Raw genomic sequence first — 18,207 nt, 5'->3', positions numbered from 1 at the left:
CCGCTAGGGACGGGATCGTCACACTTTGATACTACGCCCATCGGTTTTCGCCCGATCCGGGTGGCCGCGCCGTGACGAGTCCCACCATGCACCTTCCTGCCCCACTCCGCGCCCTTCGCCCCCTTCGCGCCCGGGCACCGCTGCAACCTGGTACCCGCCGGCGCCGCGGCCGTGGGGCCCTGGGCGCACGCGCAGCTGGGCAGCACCGCCCCGGTGCGTGTCGGCGTGGTCGGCCCGTTCACGGGGCCTTCGGCGGATTTCGGGGTGCCCATGCTCAACGGCATCAAGCTCGCGGTGGACGAGATCAACGCCGTGGGCGGCTACCTGGGGCGGCCGCTGGAGCTGGTCATCAAGGACGACGCCGCCAACCCGGACCAGGGCCGCAAGGTCTCGCAGGAGCTGCTGGGCGAGAAGGTGGTCGCCACCATCGGCTTTTGCAACACCGGCGTGGCGCTCAAGGCCATCGACCTGTTCCAGGAGGCCAGGAGCCCGCTCATCGTGCCGTGCTCCACGGGCACGGCGGTCACGGCCAGGTACCCGGCCGCCGACAGCTACATCTTCCGGGTGCAGGCCCGCGACGCGCTGCAGGCGCCCTTCATGGTGGACGACATCGTCAAGCGCGGCTGGGACAAGGTGGCCATCTTCGCCGACAAGACGGGCTACGGCGAGGGCGGCTACAACGACGTGGTGGCGGCGCTGGCGGCCAAGAACCTCAAGCCCGTGCACGTGGCGCGCTTCGACCTGGGCGTGAAGGACCTCACGGCCGAGCTCGCGGCCGCCCGCGCCGCGGGCGCCAACGTGGTCTACAGCTACACCGTGGGGCCGGAGAACGCGACCATCGCCAACGGCAAGAAGGCGATGGGCTGGAAGGTGCCCCAGGTGGGCGCGTGGCCGCTGTCCTTCCCGTTCTTCCTTGAAGGGGCCAAGGACGCCGCCGAGGGCGCGCTCATGGTGCAGACCTTCATCGCCGAGCCGAGCAACGAGCGCCGGGCCTCGTTCCTGTCGAGCTACACCCGCAAGTACAACGGCAAGGTGGCCGTGCCCATGGCCGCGGCCAACGCGTACGACGCCACGTACCTGCTGATGTATTCCTTCCTCGGCATCCGCGACGGCAACCTCTCGGGCAAGGCCATCAAGGAATCGCTGGAGGGCAGGATGAAGACCTACTACGGGGTGGTGTCCACCTACGACAAGCCGTTCAGCGTGCAGGACAAGGAGGCCATCACCCGCAACATGCTGGTCATCGGCATGGTCAGGAACGGTGCCATCACCTTCGCCTACCCCGAGGACGCCAAGCGCAACCTGATCGTGCAGCGCAAGCAGTAGTGGCGCGCAAGGGCACCGCCGCGCCGGCGCTCGCGCCGTGCATTCGCCAGGGGTGATGGCCCCCGCCTGACTTTGCGCTGACCGCCGCCGGCGCCCGGCGACCGGCCGCGCCGCGCAGCACGGACAATAGCCCCGTGCTCTCCGTCCTGCTCATCACCTTCCCCTTCTTCGCGCTCGTGCTCTGCGGCTATCTGGCCGCGCGGCGCGGCGTGCTGCCCCAGCCGGCCATCCCGGGGCTCAATGCCTTCGTGCTGTATTTCGCGCTGCCCTGCATGCTGTACCGCTTTGGCGCCAGCACGCCCATCGGGCAGCTGCTGGACCCGGCCGTGGCGGGCGTGTACGTGGTGTGCGCCCTGGCCATGGTGGGCGGCACGGTGGCGCTCACGCGCAGTGCGCGCATCGGCTGGAACGACGCGGCCTTCGGCGCGCTGGTGGCCGCCTTTCCCAACACGGGCTTCATGGGGGTCCCGCTGCTCGTGGCCTTGCTGGGCGCGCAAAGCGCGGGCCCGGCCATCGTCACCATCGTGGTGGACATGGTCATCACCAGCTCGCTGTGCATCGCGCTGTCGCGGCTGGACGGCGCCGGCACCCACGGCGTGGGCGTGGCGCTGCGCAGCGCCTTCAAGGGCATGGCGACCAACCCCATGCCCTGGTCGATCGCGCTGGGCGCGCTGGCATCGGCCCTGCAGTTCACGCTGCCGGGCCCGGTCGACAAGACCATCGCCATGCTGGCCGACGCGGCCTCGCCCGTGGCGCTGTTCACCATCGGCGCGGTGCTGGCCCGCTCGCAGATGAACCAGCACGAGCAGGTGCCCGCGCGCGACTACGTGCCCATCGCGCTGGCCAAGCTGCTGGTGCACCCGCTGCTGGTGTGGGGCGCGGGCACGGCGGCCATCGCGCTCGGGGTGCCGCTCACGCCGTTCGCGCTCACGGTGCTGGTGCTGCTGGCGGCCCTGCCCAGCGCCAGCAACGTCTCGCTGCTGGCCGAGAAGTTTGGCGCCAACAACGGGCGCGTGGCGCGGATCATCCTGGTGTCCACGGCGCTGGCGTTCCTGAGCTTTTCGGCGGCGGTGGCGCTGCTGGCCTGATTGCTATATTTTCGATAGCTTTCAGCGCTTTCTGGCAAAGCGCTGGGGGCCAAGAAGCACTTGAAAATTTGTGCCGCCCCCTACCTGGGGCGCATCCCCTGGCTCCGCCGCAGCCAGGCACCGGTCGCCAGAAGCACCAGGCAAAGCATCGCCAGCGCCCAGGGCGAGTTGACGGGAATTTGGCTGGGCGCCACTTCTTCGAGCACGAGGTCGTCGTGGTAGCCCGCCGCGTCGAAGGTGAAGAAGCTGCCGGTCTTCAGCGCGATGGTCACCTGGCTCGAGGCGGCGGTGAAGGTGGCATCGAACGGCTCCCACTGGAACTGGAATACCCCGTTGAGCGCGAGGTTCGAGACGTCGCGGCGGGCGATCATCGTGTCCAGCGGGCCGGGCGCGGCGTCGATGGTGGCGGCCCCCACGGCGCCGTCGTAGGCCACGACCTCCCACCAGGTGGCGTTGCCGCCCGCATTGCCCGTCACGCCCCCTGACCAGGCGCCGCGCAGCCGGTACACCCGCCCGGGGGTCACCGCCACGGTCTGGAACAGGCCGCCGTGCGCATTGCCCGCGCCGCTGCCCTTCTTCTGCGCGTGCGAGGTGCCCGCACCCCCGAAGGGGCACTGGGTGGGCACCCAGATGTCGCAATCGTTGCTGTGGATCCAGGTGCCATCCCAGAAGCCCGGCGGCGCCGTCCAGGTGCTCCAGCCGGCCAGGCCGGCGTCGAAGTTGCCGTTGGTGAGCAGGTTCTGGGCGCGCACGGCGGTCCCCCCCGCGAGGAGGGCCAGCAAGATCAGGGCACGAACAATGGCGGTCATTGGCAGGCTTTCTGACGAGGGAAGGGGGAACGGGGCCGGTCGACGGGCCCTGGATGCCGGGTCCACCGGACCCGCGCAACACAGCCACGCCCCGAGGCGCTGGAGTGCCAGGCCGCAGTATCTGGGGCAAGCCCACGGCAGGCAAGTTTTATCGGGCCCGCGCGACCGTGGGTTGCCGATCGCGCCGGACAGGATCAGCGCCCTGGCCTTGAACGGATGGGTGTGGTCGTCCAGCATGCGCGCCCGCATCGCGCGTGACGGTCGGGGGGGCGCAGCGCCCGGGAAGGCCTTCCTCCACGCCTGTCGCCGGCGAAACGTCCACTGTGGCGTGGTGCGCACACAATGCTATCGCCTGTGCCACTGCAGCATGGGCGTATCCATCCATTCATGAGGAGACCTCCATGCGTTTTGCGAAGCCTTGTTTTCGGAGCTGGCTGGCAGCGGCCGCCGTTCTTTCCGCCGCCGCCACCGCGCAGGCAGGCCAGGTGTTTGCCGACCAGGCACCCTCGGCCGCGCTGGGCCGCGACGTGAAGTTCACGGTGTATGTGCCCGACGGCTACCAGCCCGGCGGCACGGTGAACTATCCCGTGGTCTACCTGCTGCACGGCGCGGGCGGCGACGAGAACGAATGGCGCACCAAGGGGGGCGCGGTCGAGACCCTGGACGGCCTCATCAAGCGCGGGCTGATCCGCCCGTCGGTCGTGGTCATGCCCACGGCGGGCCCGGCGTCGTGGTGGGCCGACGGCGCGGCCGAGAAGGCGGGCACCGCCATCATGAAAGACCTGCTGCCCTACGTCGAGTCGCGCTACCGCGTGCAAAAGGAGCGCAGCGGCCGGGCCATCGGCGGCCTGTCGATGGGGGGCTACGGCGCGTTGAACCTGTCGCTGCGCAACCCCACGCAGTTCTGCGCCGCGGCGGTGATCAGCCCCGCCATCTATGACCCGCTGCCGCCGGACACCTCGGCGGCACGGCGCACCCCGCAGTTCGTGCGCGACGGGCAGTTTGACCCCGACACCTGGAAGTCGCTGAACTACGCGGCGGCGCTCGACGCCTACAAGGCGGGCACGCCGCGTGTGCCGATGTGGATCGTCTCGGGCGACCACGACTACCTGGGCATCGCTCCCATGTCGGCCACCCTGTACTGGCGGATGTACCAGATTCAGCCCAAGCAGGTGGAGCTGCGCGTGATCGACGGCGACCACGAGTGGCTGGTGTTCCGCGACGCGTTGCCCGACGCCCTGCAGTACGTGGACCGGCAGTGCCGCCAGGGGTGACCGGATGGCCTGCGCGCACCCCGGCCCGGAATCCGCCGGGTGCGAGGATGCGCGGGGCGTGGCGGAATTTGCTATCAATTAAATAGCTATCCGCGCATGTCCATCAAGCGCCAGGGCCATGAAAATCCTGGATCTCGAGCCTAGATCACCAGCGGGTCCACATCCACCAGCCAGCGCACCAGCCCCTTGTGCGCGGGCTGGGCGCGCGTGGCCTGCAGCACCGGCTGCCAGGCGGCCAGGAAGCGCTGCAGCGCGGCGCGGCTCGGGCTTTCCATCAGCATCTGGGCGCGCTCCACGTTGGCCACGCGCTGGATGGTCAGCGGCACCGGGGGGAACAGCGTGACCGCGTCCAGCCCCGGCAGGCCGGCGGCATGGGCGGCGGCCGTGGCGGCGGCCAGGAAGCCCTGGGCCACCTCCTGCGTGCGGGCATCGGCGCGCACCAGGGCCTGGTAGGCGAACGGGGGCATGGCGGCTTCCTCGCGCTCCTGGAGCTGCTGGGCGGCGAAGGCGGGGTAGTCGTGGGTGCGCAGCGCCTCATACACCGGGTGCTTGGGGTGGTAGCTCTGGATCCACATCTCGCACTGGGTGCCCTGCGCGGCCATGTAGGCGGCGTCGCGCCCCGCGCGGCCGGCGGCCTGCATGAGCAGCGCGAACAGGCGCTCGGGCGCGCGGAAGTCGCTGCTGAACAGCGCGCCGTCCGGCTGCACGGCCGCCACCAGCGTGATGCGCCGGAAGTCATGGCCCTTGGCGATCATCTGCGTGCCCACGAGCACATCCACCTCGCCCGCGTGCACCTGTGCCAGCTGGGCCTCCAGCGCGCCCTTGGCCTTGGTGGTATCGGCGTCGATGCGGGCGATGCGCGCGGGCGTGCGGTCGGGCCGCAGCACCTCGGACAGCAGGGTGGAGAGCTGCTCCTCCAGCTGCTCCGTGCCCCGCCCCATGGAGTGGATGTCGGGGCTGCCGCAGGTGGGGCAGGCGCGGGGCACGCGCACGGTGTAGCCGCAGTGGTGGCAGCGCAGGGTGCGGTCGGCCTTGTGGAAGACCTGGTGGGCGCTGCAGTGCGGGCAGTCGCTTTTCCAGCCGCAGTCGGCGCAGTGCAGCACGGGGGCGTAGCCGCGCCGGTTGAGCAGCACCATGCTCTGCTCGCCGCGCGCCACGCGTTCGGTGATGGCGGCCAGCAGCGGCGCGCTGAAGATCGCGCGGCGCGGCTGCTGGTTCATGTCCACGCGGCGCACCCGCGCCAGGGCGCCCGCGCCGATCCGGCTGGGCATGGCCAGGCGCGCGTAGCGCCCGCCCTCGGGGTCGTCCGGCGTGGGCGGGCGGCTGGCGTGCCAGCTTTCCAGCGAAGGCGTGGCCGAGCCCAGAAGCACCTTGGCGCCCTGCTCGCGCCCGCGCCAGATGGCCAGGTCGCGCGCGGAGTAGCGGGCGCCCTCCTGCTGCTTGTAGCTGGGGTCGTGCTCCTCGTCGACCACGATGAGCTTGAGGCCCGGCATGCTCGCGAACACCGCCATGCGCGTGCCCAGCACGATGCGCGCGGCGCCGCCGTGCGCGGCCAGCCAGCTCTTGAGGCGCTGGGGGTTCGTCATGCCGCTGTGCAGCGAGACGACGGCCCCCGCGCCGAACCGCGGGGTGAAGCGGGAGACGAAGCGCTCCTCCAGCTGGGGCGTGAGGTTGATCTCGGGCACCATCACCAGCGCCTGCGCCGCCGGGTCCGCCTCCAGCATCTCCTGGGCGCAGCGCAGGTACACCTCGGTCTTGCCGCTGCCGGTGCTGCCGAACAGCAGGAAGGGGCCGGATTCTGAAGAAATCCGGGCCCTGGCGCTTTCCTGTTCAGCGGTGAGTGCTATTGTTTGCATAGCGTCCGTGGTGTCCCCGGCCGCCTTCGCGGGGCGGCGCAGGCGGCGGGCCAGCTGCTCGGGCCGCAAATCGCGCAGCTGGGGCGGCAGGGCCGCCAGCGCCACTTCGCCCAGCGCGCGCTGGTAGTAGCGCGCGGCAAAGGCCACCAGGCGGCGCCAGGGCAGGTCCAGCGGGGCCACGCCCTCCAGCACGCCCGCGATGGGGCGCAGGGTGGCCCCCTCGGGCAACTCGCCGGTGCCCTCGGCCGCGTCCCACACCACGCCCAGCACTTCGCGGCTTCCGAGCGGCACCCGCACCAGCGTGCCGGGCGGCAGGGCCTGGGGGCTGGCGTAGCTGAGCAGGTCCCCCACGCCGCTGTGGGACGGGGTGTGCAGCGCGACGTGGACGATGGCGAGGGAGGCGGACACGGACGGGAGCGAGTTACAGAGGCTTGTGGAGGCGGTGTGGAGGTTCGGGGGCTAAGTGCTTGATTTGTTGGAGCGAGCGAGTAATCCCGTCTTTCTGTGGATAACTTTGTTGACATCCTGCCCCGGCACCCTGCCGACCCGCATGAATACTGGGCCTGAACAGATTGCACACAAAATCGGCAGCTCCAAAAAATCCTTATGAATCAATCATCTGAAGGATTTTCGGTACAAATTCTGTGCTAGGGCTGCCGGGCCCGATTATGTTGCGTCGCATCAAGATTTGTGTGCATAAGTCGAACATCGATCGGCCGTCAAGGCCCGGGGAAGCCCCAAAATTGTGCTAGCCGCCCCATTCCCTGCTGAGGCTTTCCTGCGATGTAGGCCGCAAGTGCTTGATTTGCCTCAGGTTTTGCGAGAAATCCAGAATTTCTGTGGATAACTTTGTTGATATCCCCTGTGTTTGGCGTGCAAGCCCTTGTGCCGCCGTGCTTTCGCCGGAATGCCCGCAAAAAAAGCAGTCCTGCTACATCCTTTGAAATCAATGACTTACGTGCTGGTTGAGAATATTTCCGTTCGGGCCTGCCCGGCGTGCCGCGCCGCGCGGACGGCGCGGGCCCTGCGCCAGTTTTGTGCATAAGTCAGGCCTTCGGCCGCACGGACTGGCTGGAAATGCGCCCGCGCGGCCGGGCATTGTCGCAGGGCGCGGCGGGCGGCCCTGAGGTCGCTTTGCTTCAAGACGGCGGGCACCGGCCTCGCCAAGATGCCGCCATGGCTTCCTCCTTCTCCTCCCACCCCCCTTTCCCCGCCGAGGCGGCTCCCACGCTGGAGCGCGATGGATTCATGCTGGCCCGGCTGGACGACGTGGTCCAGGCCGCGCGCTCCGACAGCCTGTGGTTCATGACCTTTGGCCTGGCCTGCTGCGCCGTGGAGATGATGCACGCGGCCATGGCGCGCTACGACCTGGACCGCTTCGGCATCATCCCGCGCTCCAGTCCGCGCCACAGCGACCTGATGATCGTGGCCGGCACGCTGACCAACAAGATGGCGCCCGCCATCCGCAAGGTCTACGACCAGATGCCCGAACCCCGCTATGTGATCTCCATGGGCTCGTGCGCCAATGGCGGAGGCTACTACCACTACAGCTACTCGGTGGTGCGGGGCTGCGACCGCATCGTGCCGGTGGACGTGTACGTGCCCGGCTGCCCGCCCACGGCCGAGGCGCTGCTCTACGGCATCCTGCAGCTGCAGGGCCGGATCCGGCGGCCCCGGGTCATCCCGCGCTAGCACCGGCTAGCGCCGCGCGCCAGGCGCCGCTGGCATTTGCGCGGGCCGGCGCAGCAGCCAGTCCGCGTCGTCGGCGGGCTGTTGCGCGTGGGTCCTGAGCGCCGCGGGGGAGCGCTCGTAGAGCGTGCGTGCCTCGCGGCTGAAATGGGCCTGGTCGGCGTAGCCGTGCCGCAAGGCCGCGTCGACGACGCTCGCGCCCGCGTCGCGCATGGCCAGCAGGGCGTGTTCGGCGCGCAGCATGCGCTCGACCTCGCCGGGGCGCAGGCCGGTGATCTGGTGCGCGCGCCGCTGCAGGTGGCGGGGCGTCCAGCCCAGCTCCCGGGCGAGGGCCTGGCGCGCCGGGCGCTCCCAGCGCCCCTGCAGCACGCGCAGCCAGGCCGCATGCTGCCGCGCCACGGCGGCCCAGCGGGGCGCCAGGAACGCCTCGCACAGGGCCATGCGGGCACCGTGGCCGGGGGCGGCGTGCATCGCCTCGAGCCAGCAAAGCCAGTCGGCGCGCCCGGGGCCGGCGGGCAGCCAGTCGCGCGCGTCCTGCACGCGGTCGGTGAGGGGCTGCAGGTCCTGCCCCGTCAGCAGCGCGAGCGCGCCTGGCTGGAAGGCCAGGCAGAAGAAGTCGCCCGCGGGTTCGGAGGTGGAGTGGTAGGCGTGCCGGTGCGCTCCCGAGAGCGCCGTGCGGGGCAGCCATTGGTCCGTGGCCTGGCCCGCGCATTCATGCAGGTGCACGGCGCCGCGCACCAGCCAGAGGATTCCGGGGTACGGGCTGGCCGGCACCCGCGTGTCGCGCGGAGCGCCGGCGGGCAGCGCGGCCAGGTCGCGCCAGATGTAGGCGCGCACGCAGCCGGCGAGCGCGGGCGGGGGCGCCAGCAGGGCCGATGCGGGCAGTGCCGCCATCGCTGGTGGCCGGTTCAGCCCTGGCGCTGCGCCCGGGAGTGGCCGTGCACCGCCTCGACCAGCGCGGCCACATGCTCGGGTGGCGTGAACTGGCTGATGCCGTGGCCCAGGTTGAAGATGTGGGTGGGGCCGGTGGTGGTGGGGTCGGTGTGCGGCGTGCCGAAGCTGTCCAGCACGTGGCGCACCTGCTGCGCGATCTGCGCGGGGGGCGCGAACAGCACGTTGGGGTCGATGTTGCCCTGCAGCGCCTTGCCGGGGCCGCCGGCCTGGCCGCCGACGATGGCCCGGGCCTTGCCCAGGTGGGCCGTCCAGTCCAGGCCCAGCACCTCGCAGTCGATGCCCTTCATGTCTTCGAGCCAGATGCCGCCACCCTTGGTGAAGACGATGCGCGGCACGTCGGTGCCGTCCACGCCGGTGCGCTTCAACTGCGCCAGCACGCGCGTGGTATAGGCCAGGCTGAACTCCTGGAAGGCGCCGTCGGCCAGCACGCCGCCCCAGCTGTCGAAAATCATCACGGCCTGGGCGCCCGCGTCGATCTGGGCATTCAGGTAGGCGGCCACGCTGTCGGCGTTGATGGCCAGGATGCGATGCATGAGGTCGGAGCGGCTGTACATCAGGCTCTTGACGAGGCGGTAGTCGTCGCTGCCCTTGCCCTCGACCATGTAGCAGGCCAGGGTCCAGGGGCTGCCCGAGAAGCCGATCAGCGGCACGCGGCCGTTCAGGGCCTTGCGGATGCTGGTGACGGCGTCAAACACATAGCGCAGCTTGTCCATGTCGGGCACGGCCAGTTCGGCTACGGCGGCCTCGTCGCGCACCACCTTGGCAAAGCGCGGACCCTCGCCTTCGGCAAAGGTCAGGCCCAGGCCCATGGCGTCGGGCACGGTGAGGATGTCGGAAAACAGGATGGCGGCGTCGAGCGGGAAGCGCTCCAGGGGCTGCAGGGTCACTTCGGTGGCGTAGTCCACATTCGTGGCCAGGCCCATGAAGCTGCCCGCCTGGGCGCGCGTGGCCTTGTATTCCGGCAGGTAGCGGCCCGCCTGGCGCATGAGCCACAGGGGGGTGTAGTCGGTGGCCTGGCGGCGGCAGGCGCGCAGGAAGGTGTCGTTGGAGAGGGGTGCAAAGCTCATGCACCGATTGTCGCAGGGTGGGCGGAGGCTCGGCTGATCTGTGCCAAGGGCGCGCCTCTGCCAGCGCCACCGTGGAACCGGCTTTGCCGGGCCACGGGTGGCGTCCCCCCTCAGGGGGGAAGACGCGAAGCGGCTCAGGGGGGAGCTATCTCTCGGCGATGTAGTGCGACATGCGCACGACCTCGCCGGGCGCCAAGAAGGCCCGCACTTCCGTCTCCAGCGCCTGGTCGGCCATGGTGGCGCGGGCGCGCTGGTGCAGGTAGTCGGCCCAGGATTCGACGATGAAGCGCTCCACGTAGCGCGAGGGTTCGCCCAGGTCCTTGTACACGCGCCAGAAGGTGGCGCCGTCGCGCCGGCGCGGGGCCTTCATCTGGCTGATGGTGTCGAGGAATGCGGCGTCGGTGCCGGGCGCGATGCGGTAGCCCACCTCCACGGCCACGGGGCCCGCCTCGGGCAGGGGTTCGGCCTCGATGAACAGCTCATCCCAGGGGGTGGCCTGCGTCACCTCGTGCAGCGCGCCCATGCGCAGCGGCATGGGGCGCGCCAGCAGCAGGCCCACGCCCATGAGCGCGGCGGCCACGTACAGTGTGGGGGCCAGGCCCATGATGTCGGACGCCGCGCCCCAGAACGCCGAGCCCATGGCGAACGCGCCCAGCGCCGCCACCATGTGCATGGCCACGGCGCGCGAGCGCACCCACTGCGGCGCGCTGGCCTGCGTGGCGGTGTTGAAGGTGGACATGGCCGACATCCATGCGGCCCCGGCGAACAGCATCGCGATGTAGACCAGCCAGGCCATCTTGGTCAGCGCCGCGACCAGCATGGCCATGGCGAACACCACCCCGCCCGCGCCCACGATGGCCTCCATGCCAAAGCGCGCGCGCAGGCGCCCCAGCACCAGGCCCACGGCCACGGCCCCGGTGCCCAGGCAACCCATGAGCAGGCCGAAGCCCTGTGCGCCCGTGCCCAGCTGGCGCTGGGCGATCACCGGCAGCAGCGCCCACAGGGCCGAGCCCGCCGCGCTGAAGGCCATCACCCGCACCAGCTGCGCGAGGATGATGCGCGAGTGCCAGGCAAAACGCAGGCCGCTCAAGGTGCCGCCCCACAGGCGTTCGGCCGGCAGCTTGGACGGGGGATGGGCCTTGGGCGGCCAGCGGCGGATGGACTGCCACATCACCAGCGTGGTGGTCACCGTGACGGCGAACACCCAGCCCGCGCCCAGCTGGGCAAACACCAGGCCGGCCATCGTGGGGCCCACGGCGCGCGCGGCGTTGTAGGCAATGCTGACGGCGGTGATGGCCTGCGGCCACTCGTCGCGCGGCACGGGGTCGATGACCGAGGAGTTCCATGCGGGCGTGAGCACGGCCGTGCAGCAGCCGCACACGAACACCAGGAACAGCACCGACGCCGGGCCGCCCCAGCCGCCCAGCACCAGCAGCGTGAGCAGCGCGCTGGCCCCCACCTGCGCCAGCAGCGCGCCGGAGATCAGGCGCCGCCGGTCGGTGGTGTCGGCCAGCACCCCCGCCGGCAAGGCCAGCAGGAACATGGGCATGAACACGGCCGTCTGCACCAGCGCGGCCAGGAACGAGGAGCCCGTGAGCTCCACCATGAGCCAGGCGGCCGCCATGGTCTGCATGCCGCTGCCCACGAAAAAGATGCCACCGCAGATCCACAGCCCCCGGAACGCGGGTTGGCGCAAGGGGCTCCACAAAGAGGTTGGGTGCTGGGACATGAAAGGTGGTCTGCGGGGGGCGTCGTGGTGGGGCCGTCGGGCGGGAGAGACTCGGCTGGGCGGGCGCGCGGCCGCTTTCCGGCGGCGGCGGCATGCGGAATGGAAGGATATCGCCTCATCCCTGTTTTGGGGCGGTGCCGGCGGGATGCCCCTCAGTCGGTGTGCCGTCCGCCCCGCAGCCGGTAGGTGCGCGGCACGTCGGTGCGCGCCGCGACCAGCGCCTCGGCGCGCTGCTGCATGTCGGACAGCGCATGGTCCAGCGCCCGCACATCCGGCGCTTCCAGGCCGGCCAGCAGTTCCTGGTTGAGCGCCTTCACCTGCGGGAACAGCCCGTCGTGCACCGCCTGGCCCGCGGGCGTGAGGGTCAGCACGGCCTGGCGCCGGTCGCCGGGCATGGCGTCGCGGGTGATGAGTTTCTTGGCCAGCAGCGAGGTGACGGCCCGCGAGGTGCGTGCGCGGTCCAGTCCCAGGCGCCGGGCCAGCTCGGCCGGGGGCATGCCGGGGTGCTGGGCCAGCATCATGAGCAGGCCCCACTCGCGCCGCGTGATGCCGTAGCCGCCCTCGCACAGCCGCACCACCAGGCTGCCCGCCACGGCGAGCAGGCGGTTGAGCCGGTACATCAGCAGGTCGTTGGCGGCCTGCGGGTCGGTCAGGCGGTGGCCGGGCGGTGCGGGCATCAGGGTATTTCCGGGCGAGAATTGATTAGATCAATTGATTGTGTGGCCAATACAGTGCGCCCATCAACCTCACCACCTGCGCGGCCGCGCAGGGCCCATGCCCTTGCCCTGGAGATATTTCGACCATGTGGAAACCCCTTGCCTTTGCGTTCGCCACCGCGCTTGCCCTGTCCGCGTCCCTGGTCCAGGCGCAGGAGACGCCCCTGCGCATCGTGGTGGGCTATGCGCCCGGGGGCGCCACCGACCGCGTGGCCCGCATCGTGGCCGACAAGCTGGGCACCAAGCTCGGCACACCCGTGATCGTGGAGAACAAGACCGGGGCGGGCGGCCGCCTCTCGGCCCAGGCCGTGAAGGCCGCGCCCGCCAACCAGCCCACCCTGCTGCTGGCCAACCCCGCCGTGATGCTGGTGGCGCCCCTGGTGTTCCCCGACGCGGGCTATGACCCCGAGCGCGACTTCCGTCCCGTGAGCCACGTCAACAGCTACGAGTTCGGCGTGGCCGTGGCCAGCGCCGTGCCCGTGAAGGAGCTGCCGCACCTGATGGCCTGGCTGCGCGCCAACCCGGACAAGGCCAACTTCGGCGTGCCCGCCACGGGCAGCCTGCCGCATTTCTTCGGGCTGATGGTGGGCGATGCCGCCAAGGTGCGCGCCGAGGTGGTGGGCTACCGGGGCTCGGCGCCGCTGCTCAACGACCTGCTGGGCGGGCAGGTGCCCGTGGCGTTCGACACCTTCGACACCCTGCTGCCCCAGCACGAGGCCGGCAAGATTCGCATCCTGGCCGTGTCGAGCGCCAAGCGCAGCCCGCTGGACCCGAAGATTCCCACCTTCAAGGAAGCCGGCATGGACCTGGCCGCCACCGGCTGGAACACCTTCTTCGCCCCGATGAGCATGCCCAAGGCCCAGGCCGAACGCCTGGCCGGGCTGATCGTGGAGGTGATGAAGGACCCCGACACCCAGCGCAAGTTCGAGACCGCCAAGATGGAACCCGTGGTGGCGACCATGGCCCAGACCGATGCCATGCTCAAGGCCTACCGCGCGCAGTGGGCGCCGGTCGTGCAGCGCTCGGGCTTCAAGCCTTGACAGGAAGCACCCCCTGAGCGGCTTTGCCGCTTCCCCCTCGAAGGGGACGGCGGCCTTGCTGCGGGGCGGCCCTTGCTTGCCGCCCCTCGCCTCGGCCGTGCCTGTTGCAAAGGCAATGGGCGCGGTTTAGTGAAACTGGACTTCGAGATGACCATCAAAACCCGCCCCAACATCATCTTCATCGTCGCCGACGACCTGGGCTATGCCGACCTGGGCTGCTACGGCGGGCGCGAAGCGGCCTTCGGCCCGGTCTCGCCCGTGCTCGACGGCCTGGCCGCGCAGGGCTTGAAGCTCACCCAGGGTTATTCCAACTCGCCCGTGTGCTCGCCCACGCGCTTCGCGCTGATGACGGCGCGCTACCAGTACCGCCTGCGCGGCGCGGCCGAGGAGCCCATCAACAGCAAGAGCCGGGGAAGCACCACGCTGGGCCTGCCGCCGTCGCACCCCACGCTGCCCTCGCTGCTGCGCGCGGGCGGCTACCGCACGGCGCTCATGGGCAAATGGCACCTGGGCTACCCGCCGGCCTTCGGGCCGCTGCAGTCAGGCTACGAAGAGTTCTTCGGCCCCATGTCGGGCGGGGTGGACTACTTCACGCACTGCAGTTCCAACGGCACCCATGACCTGTACCTGGGCGAAGAGGAAAAACAGCAGGACGGCTACCTCACCGACCTCATCACCGACCATGCGCTCGGCTACGTGGAGCGCATGGCGCCGGGCGCACAGGCCGGCACGCCGTTCTTTCTGAGCCTGCACTACACGGCGCCCCACTGGCCGTGGGAGACGCGCGATGACGGGGCGCTGGCGCAGGAGGTGAAGGGCAACCTCTTCCACCTGCATGGCGGCAACATCGAGACCTACCGCCGCATGATCCACCACATGGATGAAGGCATTGGCCGCCTGATGGACGCGCTGCGCCGCCACGGCATCGAGCGCGACACGCTGGTGGTCTTCACCAGCGACAACGGCGGCGAGCGCTTCTCGGACAACTGGCCCCTGGTGGGCGGCAAGATGGACCTGACCGAAGGCGGCATCCGCGTGCCGTGGATCGCCCACTGGCCCGCCGTGATCGCACCGGGCGGCGTGAGCCCGCAGACCTGCATGACCATGGACTGGTCGGCCACGATGCTCGATGCGGCCGGCGTGGCGGCGCATGGGGACTACCCGCTCGACGGCCGCTCGCTGATGCCGGTGCTGCGCGATGCCGCCCTGCACGATGCGCCGCCCCTGTTCTGGCGCATGAACCACCGGGGTCAGCGCGCCATGCGCCAGGGCGACTGGAAATACCTGCGTGTGGACGGCAACGACTACCTGTTCGATCTGTCGCAGGACGAACGCGAGCGCGCCAACCGGGCTCCCGTGGAACCCGAACGGCTGCGGGCGATGCGCGCGGCCTGGGAGGCATGGAATGCGTCCATGCCCGCGATCCCGGACGACGCGACGGTGAGCCTGGGCTACTCGGTCAAGGACATGCCGCAGCGGTGACGGGCGGCCGGCGGCTGTCGGCTGTCGGCTATGGTGTGGGGGGCGCATGCCATCCGCCCGTCTTCCTTCCGAATCCATGCCTTGAAGATGCCCCCGTTGACTTCCTTTCCCCTGCGCGCGCCCATCGCCGTGTTTCTGGCGGGGCTCGCGGCCGCGCTGCACATCGGCAAGATCCCACCCGCCATCACCGTGCTGCGGGAGACGCTGGGGGTCTCGCTGGTCGAGGCGGGCTTCCTGCTGTCGGCGGTCCAGCTGGCGGGCATGCTGCTCGGCGTTCTGGTGGGGGCGCTGGCCGATGGTTTTGGCCTGCGGCGCAGCATGCTGTATGGGCTGGGCGTGTTGTGTATCGCCAGCCTGGCGGGCGTGGGGGCCCGCCATCCGGCGGACCTGCTGGCATTGCGGGCGCTGGAGGGGCTGGGTTTCCTGTGGGTTGTGCTGCCGGCGCCCAGCTTGATGCGGCAGCTGGTGCCCGCTGCCAGGCTGCCCGCCTTCATGGGGCTGTGGGGTGCCTACATGCCCGCCGGCGTTGCCCTGGCGCTTCTGGCGGGGCCGGTGGTCATGGGGCTGTGGAGCTGGCAGGCCTGGTGGGGTCTGCTGGGTGTGCTGGCGGGCTGCGCGGGGCTCTGGCTGGCCCTGGCCGTTGGCCCGGATGCGCTGCGCGCCACCGTGGCGCGGCCGCGCACGGACCCGCTGTCTCCCGCGGTGGTCCTTCTGGCGCGGCGGCTGCGGCTCACCCTGGCCAGTCCCGGGCCCTGGGTGGTGGCGGTGGCGTTTGGCATGTACTCCTGCCAGTGGCTGGCCGTCATCGGGTTTCTGCCCTCCATCTACATGCAGGCGGGCGTCAGCGGCGTGGCTGCCGGTGCGCTGACCGCACTGGCCTGCGCGGCCAACGTGGTGGGGAACCTGGGGGCCGGTGGCTTGATGCGGGCGGGTTGGCGCACGCACCGTCTGTTGTCCCTCGGTTTCGGCGGCACGGCATTGGCCACGGTGGTGGCCTTCAGCCCCTTGGCGGGGGATGGCGCGGTTCTTCGGTTCGCTGCCGTGGTGGCGTTTTCAGCGGTGGGCGGGATGATTCCGGCCACCTTGTTTGCCCTGGCGGTCCGGGTGGCGCCCAGCGAGCACACGGTGTCCACCACGATGGGCTGGGTGCAGCAGTGCTCGGCCTGTGGCCAGTTCCTGGGCCCGCCGCTGGTGGCCTGGGTGGCGGGCCTGGCGGGCGGCTGGCATTTCACCTGGGCGGTCACCGGCGTGGCTTCGGTGGTGGGCCTGGGGCTGTCGTGGTGGGTGCGCCGGCAGCACCCGGCCTGAGACCGCAAACACGTCCTGGCGGAGCGGGCAGGGGCCGCGGCGCCCCGCCACCTGCCGCCCGCCCGATCACGCTGCCGCAGCGGACCCCGCCTGCACATGCTCGCGCCGCTGCACGATCACGAAGCGGTCGGCCACGAAGGCCAGGTTGGTGTAGCTGGCGTTGGCGGCCGGGTTGCCGCCCGTGGCGTGGTAGTCCGAGAACGACGCCGACTGGTTCACGAACACCCCCTGCGTGAGGTTGATGGACAGCGCCACGCGCGTGCGCCGGCCCAGGGCGATGGCGGCGTCGATGTAGGCGCGGTCGGTGGAGTACACGCCCAGGGTCAGTGCGCCATGCTCGCGCAGCGTGGCCTCGGCCACCTGCAGGCTGGCGGCGCCCGAATCGGTGGCCACCAGGTAGGACACGGGGCCGAAGCATTCCTGGCCGTAGATGGCGCTGTCGGCCTGCTCCAGCGCCACGATCACGGGCGTGTGGATCTGTGCGTTCGCGAACTCGGGGTGGGGCAGGGCGCGCGAGGCCAGCACCAGGCGGCCCTGGCCGCTGGCCCGCTGCATGCGCGCCACGGTCTCGGGCGAGCCCACGGCGCCCAGCACCGAGGTGGCCACGCGCGGGTTCGAGGCCAGCTCGGTCACGGCGGCGGCGAGGTCCGCGCCCACCTGCTCGAAGCTCTTGTGCCCTTCGTCGGTGGCGATGCCGCCGCGCGGCACCAAAATGTTCTGCGTGGTGGTGCACATCTGGCCGCTGTACAGCGACAGCGTGAACGCCAGGTTGCGCAGCAGGGCCGCGTACTGGTCGGTGGATTCGATGATCACCGTGTTCACTCCGGCCATCTCGGCATACACGCGCGCCTGGCGGGCGTTGTCGATGAGCCAGCGGCCGAACTGGTTGCTTCCCGTGAAGTCGATGCTGGCCACCGCGCTGTGCGTGGCCAGGGCCTGGGTGTCTTCGGCGCGGGGGCTCAAGGCCAGGGTCACGGTGTTCGGGTCCAGCCCCTGCTCGGCCAGCACCTCGCGCAGGATGTTCACCGAGATCGCGGCCGGCAGCACGGCATGGGGATGGGGCTTGACGATGACCGGGTTGCCCGTGGCCAGCGCGGCGAACAGGCCGGGGTAGGTGTTCCAGGTGGGGAAGGTGGCGCAGCCGACCACCAGCGCGACGCCGCGGCCCACGATCTCGTAGTGCTTTTGCATCACCAGCGGCGGGTTCTTGCCCTGGGGCTTGTCCCACAGCGCCTCGCCGGGCACGTCGGCCATGGCCTTCCAGGCGTAGGCGATGGCTTCGAGCGCGCGGTCCTGGGCGTGCGGGCCGCCGGCCTGGAAGGCCATCATCGGGCCCTGGCCGGTGGTCAGCATCACGGCGTGGGCGATCTCATGGCTGCGGCGGTGGATGCGCATGAGCGCCTCCAGCAGCACGCCCACGCGGCCTTGCGCGCCCAGTGCCTGCCACGCGGGTTCGGCCGCCTGGGCCGCTGCCACCAGCGCGTGCACGTCGCAGTCGGGGTAGCGCACATCCAGCGCCACGCCGTAGGGCGAGCGTTCTGTCGCCAGCCGGCCCTGTTCACCGGGCTGCTGCAGCGGGAAATCCTTGCCCAGCAGGGCGGCCACGGCCGCCTGGCCGTCGGCCTGGCCGGTCTCGCCATAGACCTTGGGCGAGGGCGATTCGGGGAAGGGCGTCCAGTGGCCGCGCGTGGCCAGTGCGTCCAGGGCGCCATCGAGCAGGGCACGGTGCGTATCGAACAGGGGCATGTATTTGTCTCCGTTAAGGGTTTGCCCTGAGGGGTTTGACTTGTGTCAGGGTTGTGGAAAGTTTATTCTCTACCGAACGGTCGGTCAATAATGTTTGCGGCCGATCAATACAACGTTTCCCCA

Annotated in this window: 14 protein-coding genes; 7 read left to right on the top strand and 7 right to left on the bottom strand. The window is 70.5% G+C overall.

Going from position 1 to position 18,207, the window contains the following annotated elements; genetic code table 11:
• The first annotated feature begins 171 nt into the window (after positions 1-171).
• Entirely contained in the window at positions 172-1,326 is a 1,155-nt protein-coding gene (locus tag AC3RCE_RS22890) for an ABC transporter substrate-binding protein (protein WP_492254039.1), read from the top strand.
• Positions 1,327-1,460: 134 nt separating this feature from the next.
• Positions 1,461-2,414, top strand: a complete 954-nt coding sequence (locus tag AC3RCE_RS22885) for an AEC family transporter (protein WP_218296889.1) — start codon at positions 1,461-1,463, stop codon at positions 2,412-2,414.
• Between the two features lie 80 nt (positions 2,415-2,494).
• Here the strand turns inward: AC3RCE_RS22885 and AC3RCE_RS22880 are convergent, their stop codons facing one another.
• Entirely contained in the window at positions 2,495-3,223 is a 729-nt protein-coding gene (locus tag AC3RCE_RS22880) for a hypothetical protein (RefSeq protein WP_218296890.1), read from the bottom strand.
• A 401-nt stretch (positions 3,224-3,624) separates the two neighbouring features.
• Between AC3RCE_RS22880 and AC3RCE_RS22875 the strand changes: the two genes are divergently transcribed.
• Positions 3,625-4,497, top strand: a complete 873-nt coding sequence (locus AC3RCE_RS22875; protein WP_218296891.1) for an alpha/beta hydrolase — start codon at positions 3,625-3,627, stop codon at positions 4,495-4,497.
• 140 nt (positions 4,498-4,637) lie between these two features.
• Here the strand turns inward: AC3RCE_RS22875 and priA are convergent, their stop codons facing one another.
• Positions 4,638-6,761, bottom strand: coding sequence for a replication restart helicase PriA (priA, locus tag AC3RCE_RS22870; RefSeq protein WP_492254038.1), 2,124 nt, complete (start codon positions 6,759-6,761; stop codon positions 4,638-4,640).
• Positions 6,762-7,601: 840 nt separating this feature from the next.
• Between priA and AC3RCE_RS22865 the strand changes: the two genes are divergently transcribed.
• Positions 7,602-8,045 (top strand): NuoB/complex I 20 kDa subunit family protein, encoded by a 444-nt coding sequence (locus AC3RCE_RS22865; protein ID WP_370627860.1) that lies wholly within the window; start codon positions 7,602-7,604, stop codon positions 8,043-8,045.
• A gap of 6 nt (positions 8,046-8,051) precedes the next feature.
• Here the strand turns inward: AC3RCE_RS22865 and AC3RCE_RS22860 are convergent, their stop codons facing one another.
• From AC3RCE_RS22860 to AC3RCE_RS22845, 4 genes are all read right to left on the bottom strand, one after another.
• The gene (locus AC3RCE_RS22860) at positions 8,052-8,936 is read right to left on the bottom strand and encodes a helix-turn-helix transcriptional regulator (RefSeq protein WP_492245091.1); all 885 of its coding nucleotides are present in this window, start codon (positions 8,934-8,936) and stop codon (positions 8,052-8,054) included.
• A gap of 14 nt (positions 8,937-8,950) precedes the next feature.
• Positions 8,951-10,063, bottom strand: coding sequence for a uroporphyrinogen decarboxylase (gene hemE / locus AC3RCE_RS22855; RefSeq protein ID WP_218341286.1), 1,113 nt, complete (start codon positions 10,061-10,063; stop codon positions 8,951-8,953).
• Positions 10,064-10,208: 145 nt separating this feature from the next.
• Positions 10,209-11,792, bottom strand: a complete 1,584-nt coding sequence (locus AC3RCE_RS22850; protein ID WP_218296896.1) for an MFS transporter — start codon at positions 11,790-11,792, stop codon at positions 10,209-10,211.
• 152 nt (positions 11,793-11,944) lie between these two features.
• The gene (locus tag AC3RCE_RS22845; RefSeq protein ID WP_369643533.1) at positions 11,945-12,469 is read right to left on the bottom strand and encodes a MarR family winged helix-turn-helix transcriptional regulator; all 525 of its coding nucleotides are present in this window, start codon (positions 12,467-12,469) and stop codon (positions 11,945-11,947) included.
• A gap of 125 nt (positions 12,470-12,594) precedes the next feature.
• Here AC3RCE_RS22845 and AC3RCE_RS22840 point away from each other — a divergent pair, with 125 nt between their 5' ends.
• The 3 genes from AC3RCE_RS22840 to AC3RCE_RS22830 all read left to right on the top strand — a co-directional run bounded on the left by AC3RCE_RS22840 (position 12,595) and on the right by AC3RCE_RS22830 (position 16,338).
• On the top strand, positions 12,595-13,548 hold the full coding sequence (locus tag AC3RCE_RS22840) for a tripartite tricarboxylate transporter substrate-binding protein (RefSeq protein WP_492254037.1): 954 nt from the start codon (positions 12,595-12,597) through the stop codon (positions 13,546-13,548).
• A gap of 147 nt (positions 13,549-13,695) precedes the next feature.
• The gene (locus AC3RCE_RS22835) at positions 13,696-15,030 is read left to right on the top strand and encodes a sulfatase family protein (protein WP_492254036.1); all 1,335 of its coding nucleotides are present in this window, start codon (positions 13,696-13,698) and stop codon (positions 15,028-15,030) included.
• Positions 15,031-15,117: 87 nt separating this feature from the next.
• A complete protein-coding gene (locus AC3RCE_RS22830) occupies positions 15,118-16,338 on the top strand; it encodes an MFS transporter (RefSeq protein WP_492255426.1) in 1,221 nt (406 codons plus the stop codon).
• A 66-nt stretch (positions 16,339-16,404) separates the two neighbouring features.
• Here AC3RCE_RS22830 and paaN read toward each other — a convergent pair whose 3' ends face one another.
• The gene (gene paaN / locus AC3RCE_RS22825; protein ID WP_492254035.1) at positions 16,405-18,084 is read right to left on the bottom strand and encodes a phenylacetic acid degradation protein PaaN; all 1,680 of its coding nucleotides are present in this window, start codon (positions 18,082-18,084) and stop codon (positions 16,405-16,407) included.
• Between the last annotated feature and the right edge of the window lie 123 nt (positions 18,085-18,207).

Source organism: Acidovorax sp. GW823-FHT05D11 (assembly GCF_058795695.1).
Note: the sequence above shows the minus strand (reverse complement) of the source record. Positions and strands in the feature narration are given on the sequence as shown.

What these genes read in the sequence shown, in the direction of transcription:
- AC3RCE_RS22880 (WP_218296890.1), bottom strand. Translation starts at nt 3,223, where the DNA reads ATGACCGCCATTGTTCGTGCCCTGATCTTGCTGGCCCTCCTCGCGGGG.
- AC3RCE_RS22875 (WP_218296891.1), top strand. Translation starts at nt 3,625, where the DNA reads ATGCGTTTTGCGAAGCCTTGTTTTCGGAGCTGGCTGGCAGCGGCCGCC.
- AC3RCE_RS22865 (WP_370627860.1), top strand. Translation starts at nt 7,602, where the DNA reads ATGCTGGCCCGGCTGGACGACGTGGTCCAGGCCGCGCGCTCCGACAGC.
- AC3RCE_RS22860 (WP_492245091.1), bottom strand. Translation starts at nt 8,936, where the DNA reads ATGGCGGCACTGCCCGCATCGGCCCTGCTGGCGCCCCCGCCCGCGCTC.
- hemE (WP_218341286.1), bottom strand. Translation starts at nt 10,063, where the DNA reads ATGAGCTTTGCACCCCTCTCCAACGACACCTTCCTGCGCGCCTGCCGC.
- AC3RCE_RS22850 (WP_218296896.1), bottom strand. Translation starts at nt 11,792, where the DNA reads ATGTCCCAGCACCCAACCTCTTTGTGGAGCCCCTTGCGCCAACCCGCG.
- AC3RCE_RS22845 (WP_369643533.1), bottom strand. Translation starts at nt 12,469, where the DNA reads ATGCCCGCACCGCCCGGCCACCGCCTGACCGACCCGCAGGCCGCCAAC.
- AC3RCE_RS22840 (WP_492254037.1), top strand. Translation starts at nt 12,595, where the DNA reads ATGTGGAAACCCCTTGCCTTTGCGTTCGCCACCGCGCTTGCCCTGTCC.
- AC3RCE_RS22835 (WP_492254036.1), top strand. Translation starts at nt 13,696, where the DNA reads ATGACCATCAAAACCCGCCCCAACATCATCTTCATCGTCGCCGACGAC.
- AC3RCE_RS22830 (WP_492255426.1), top strand. Translation starts at nt 15,118, where the DNA reads ATGCCCCCGTTGACTTCCTTTCCCCTGCGCGCGCCCATCGCCGTGTTT.
- paaN (WP_492254035.1), bottom strand. Translation starts at nt 18,084, where the DNA reads ATGCCCCTGTTCGATACGCACCGTGCCCTGCTCGATGGCGCCCTGGAC.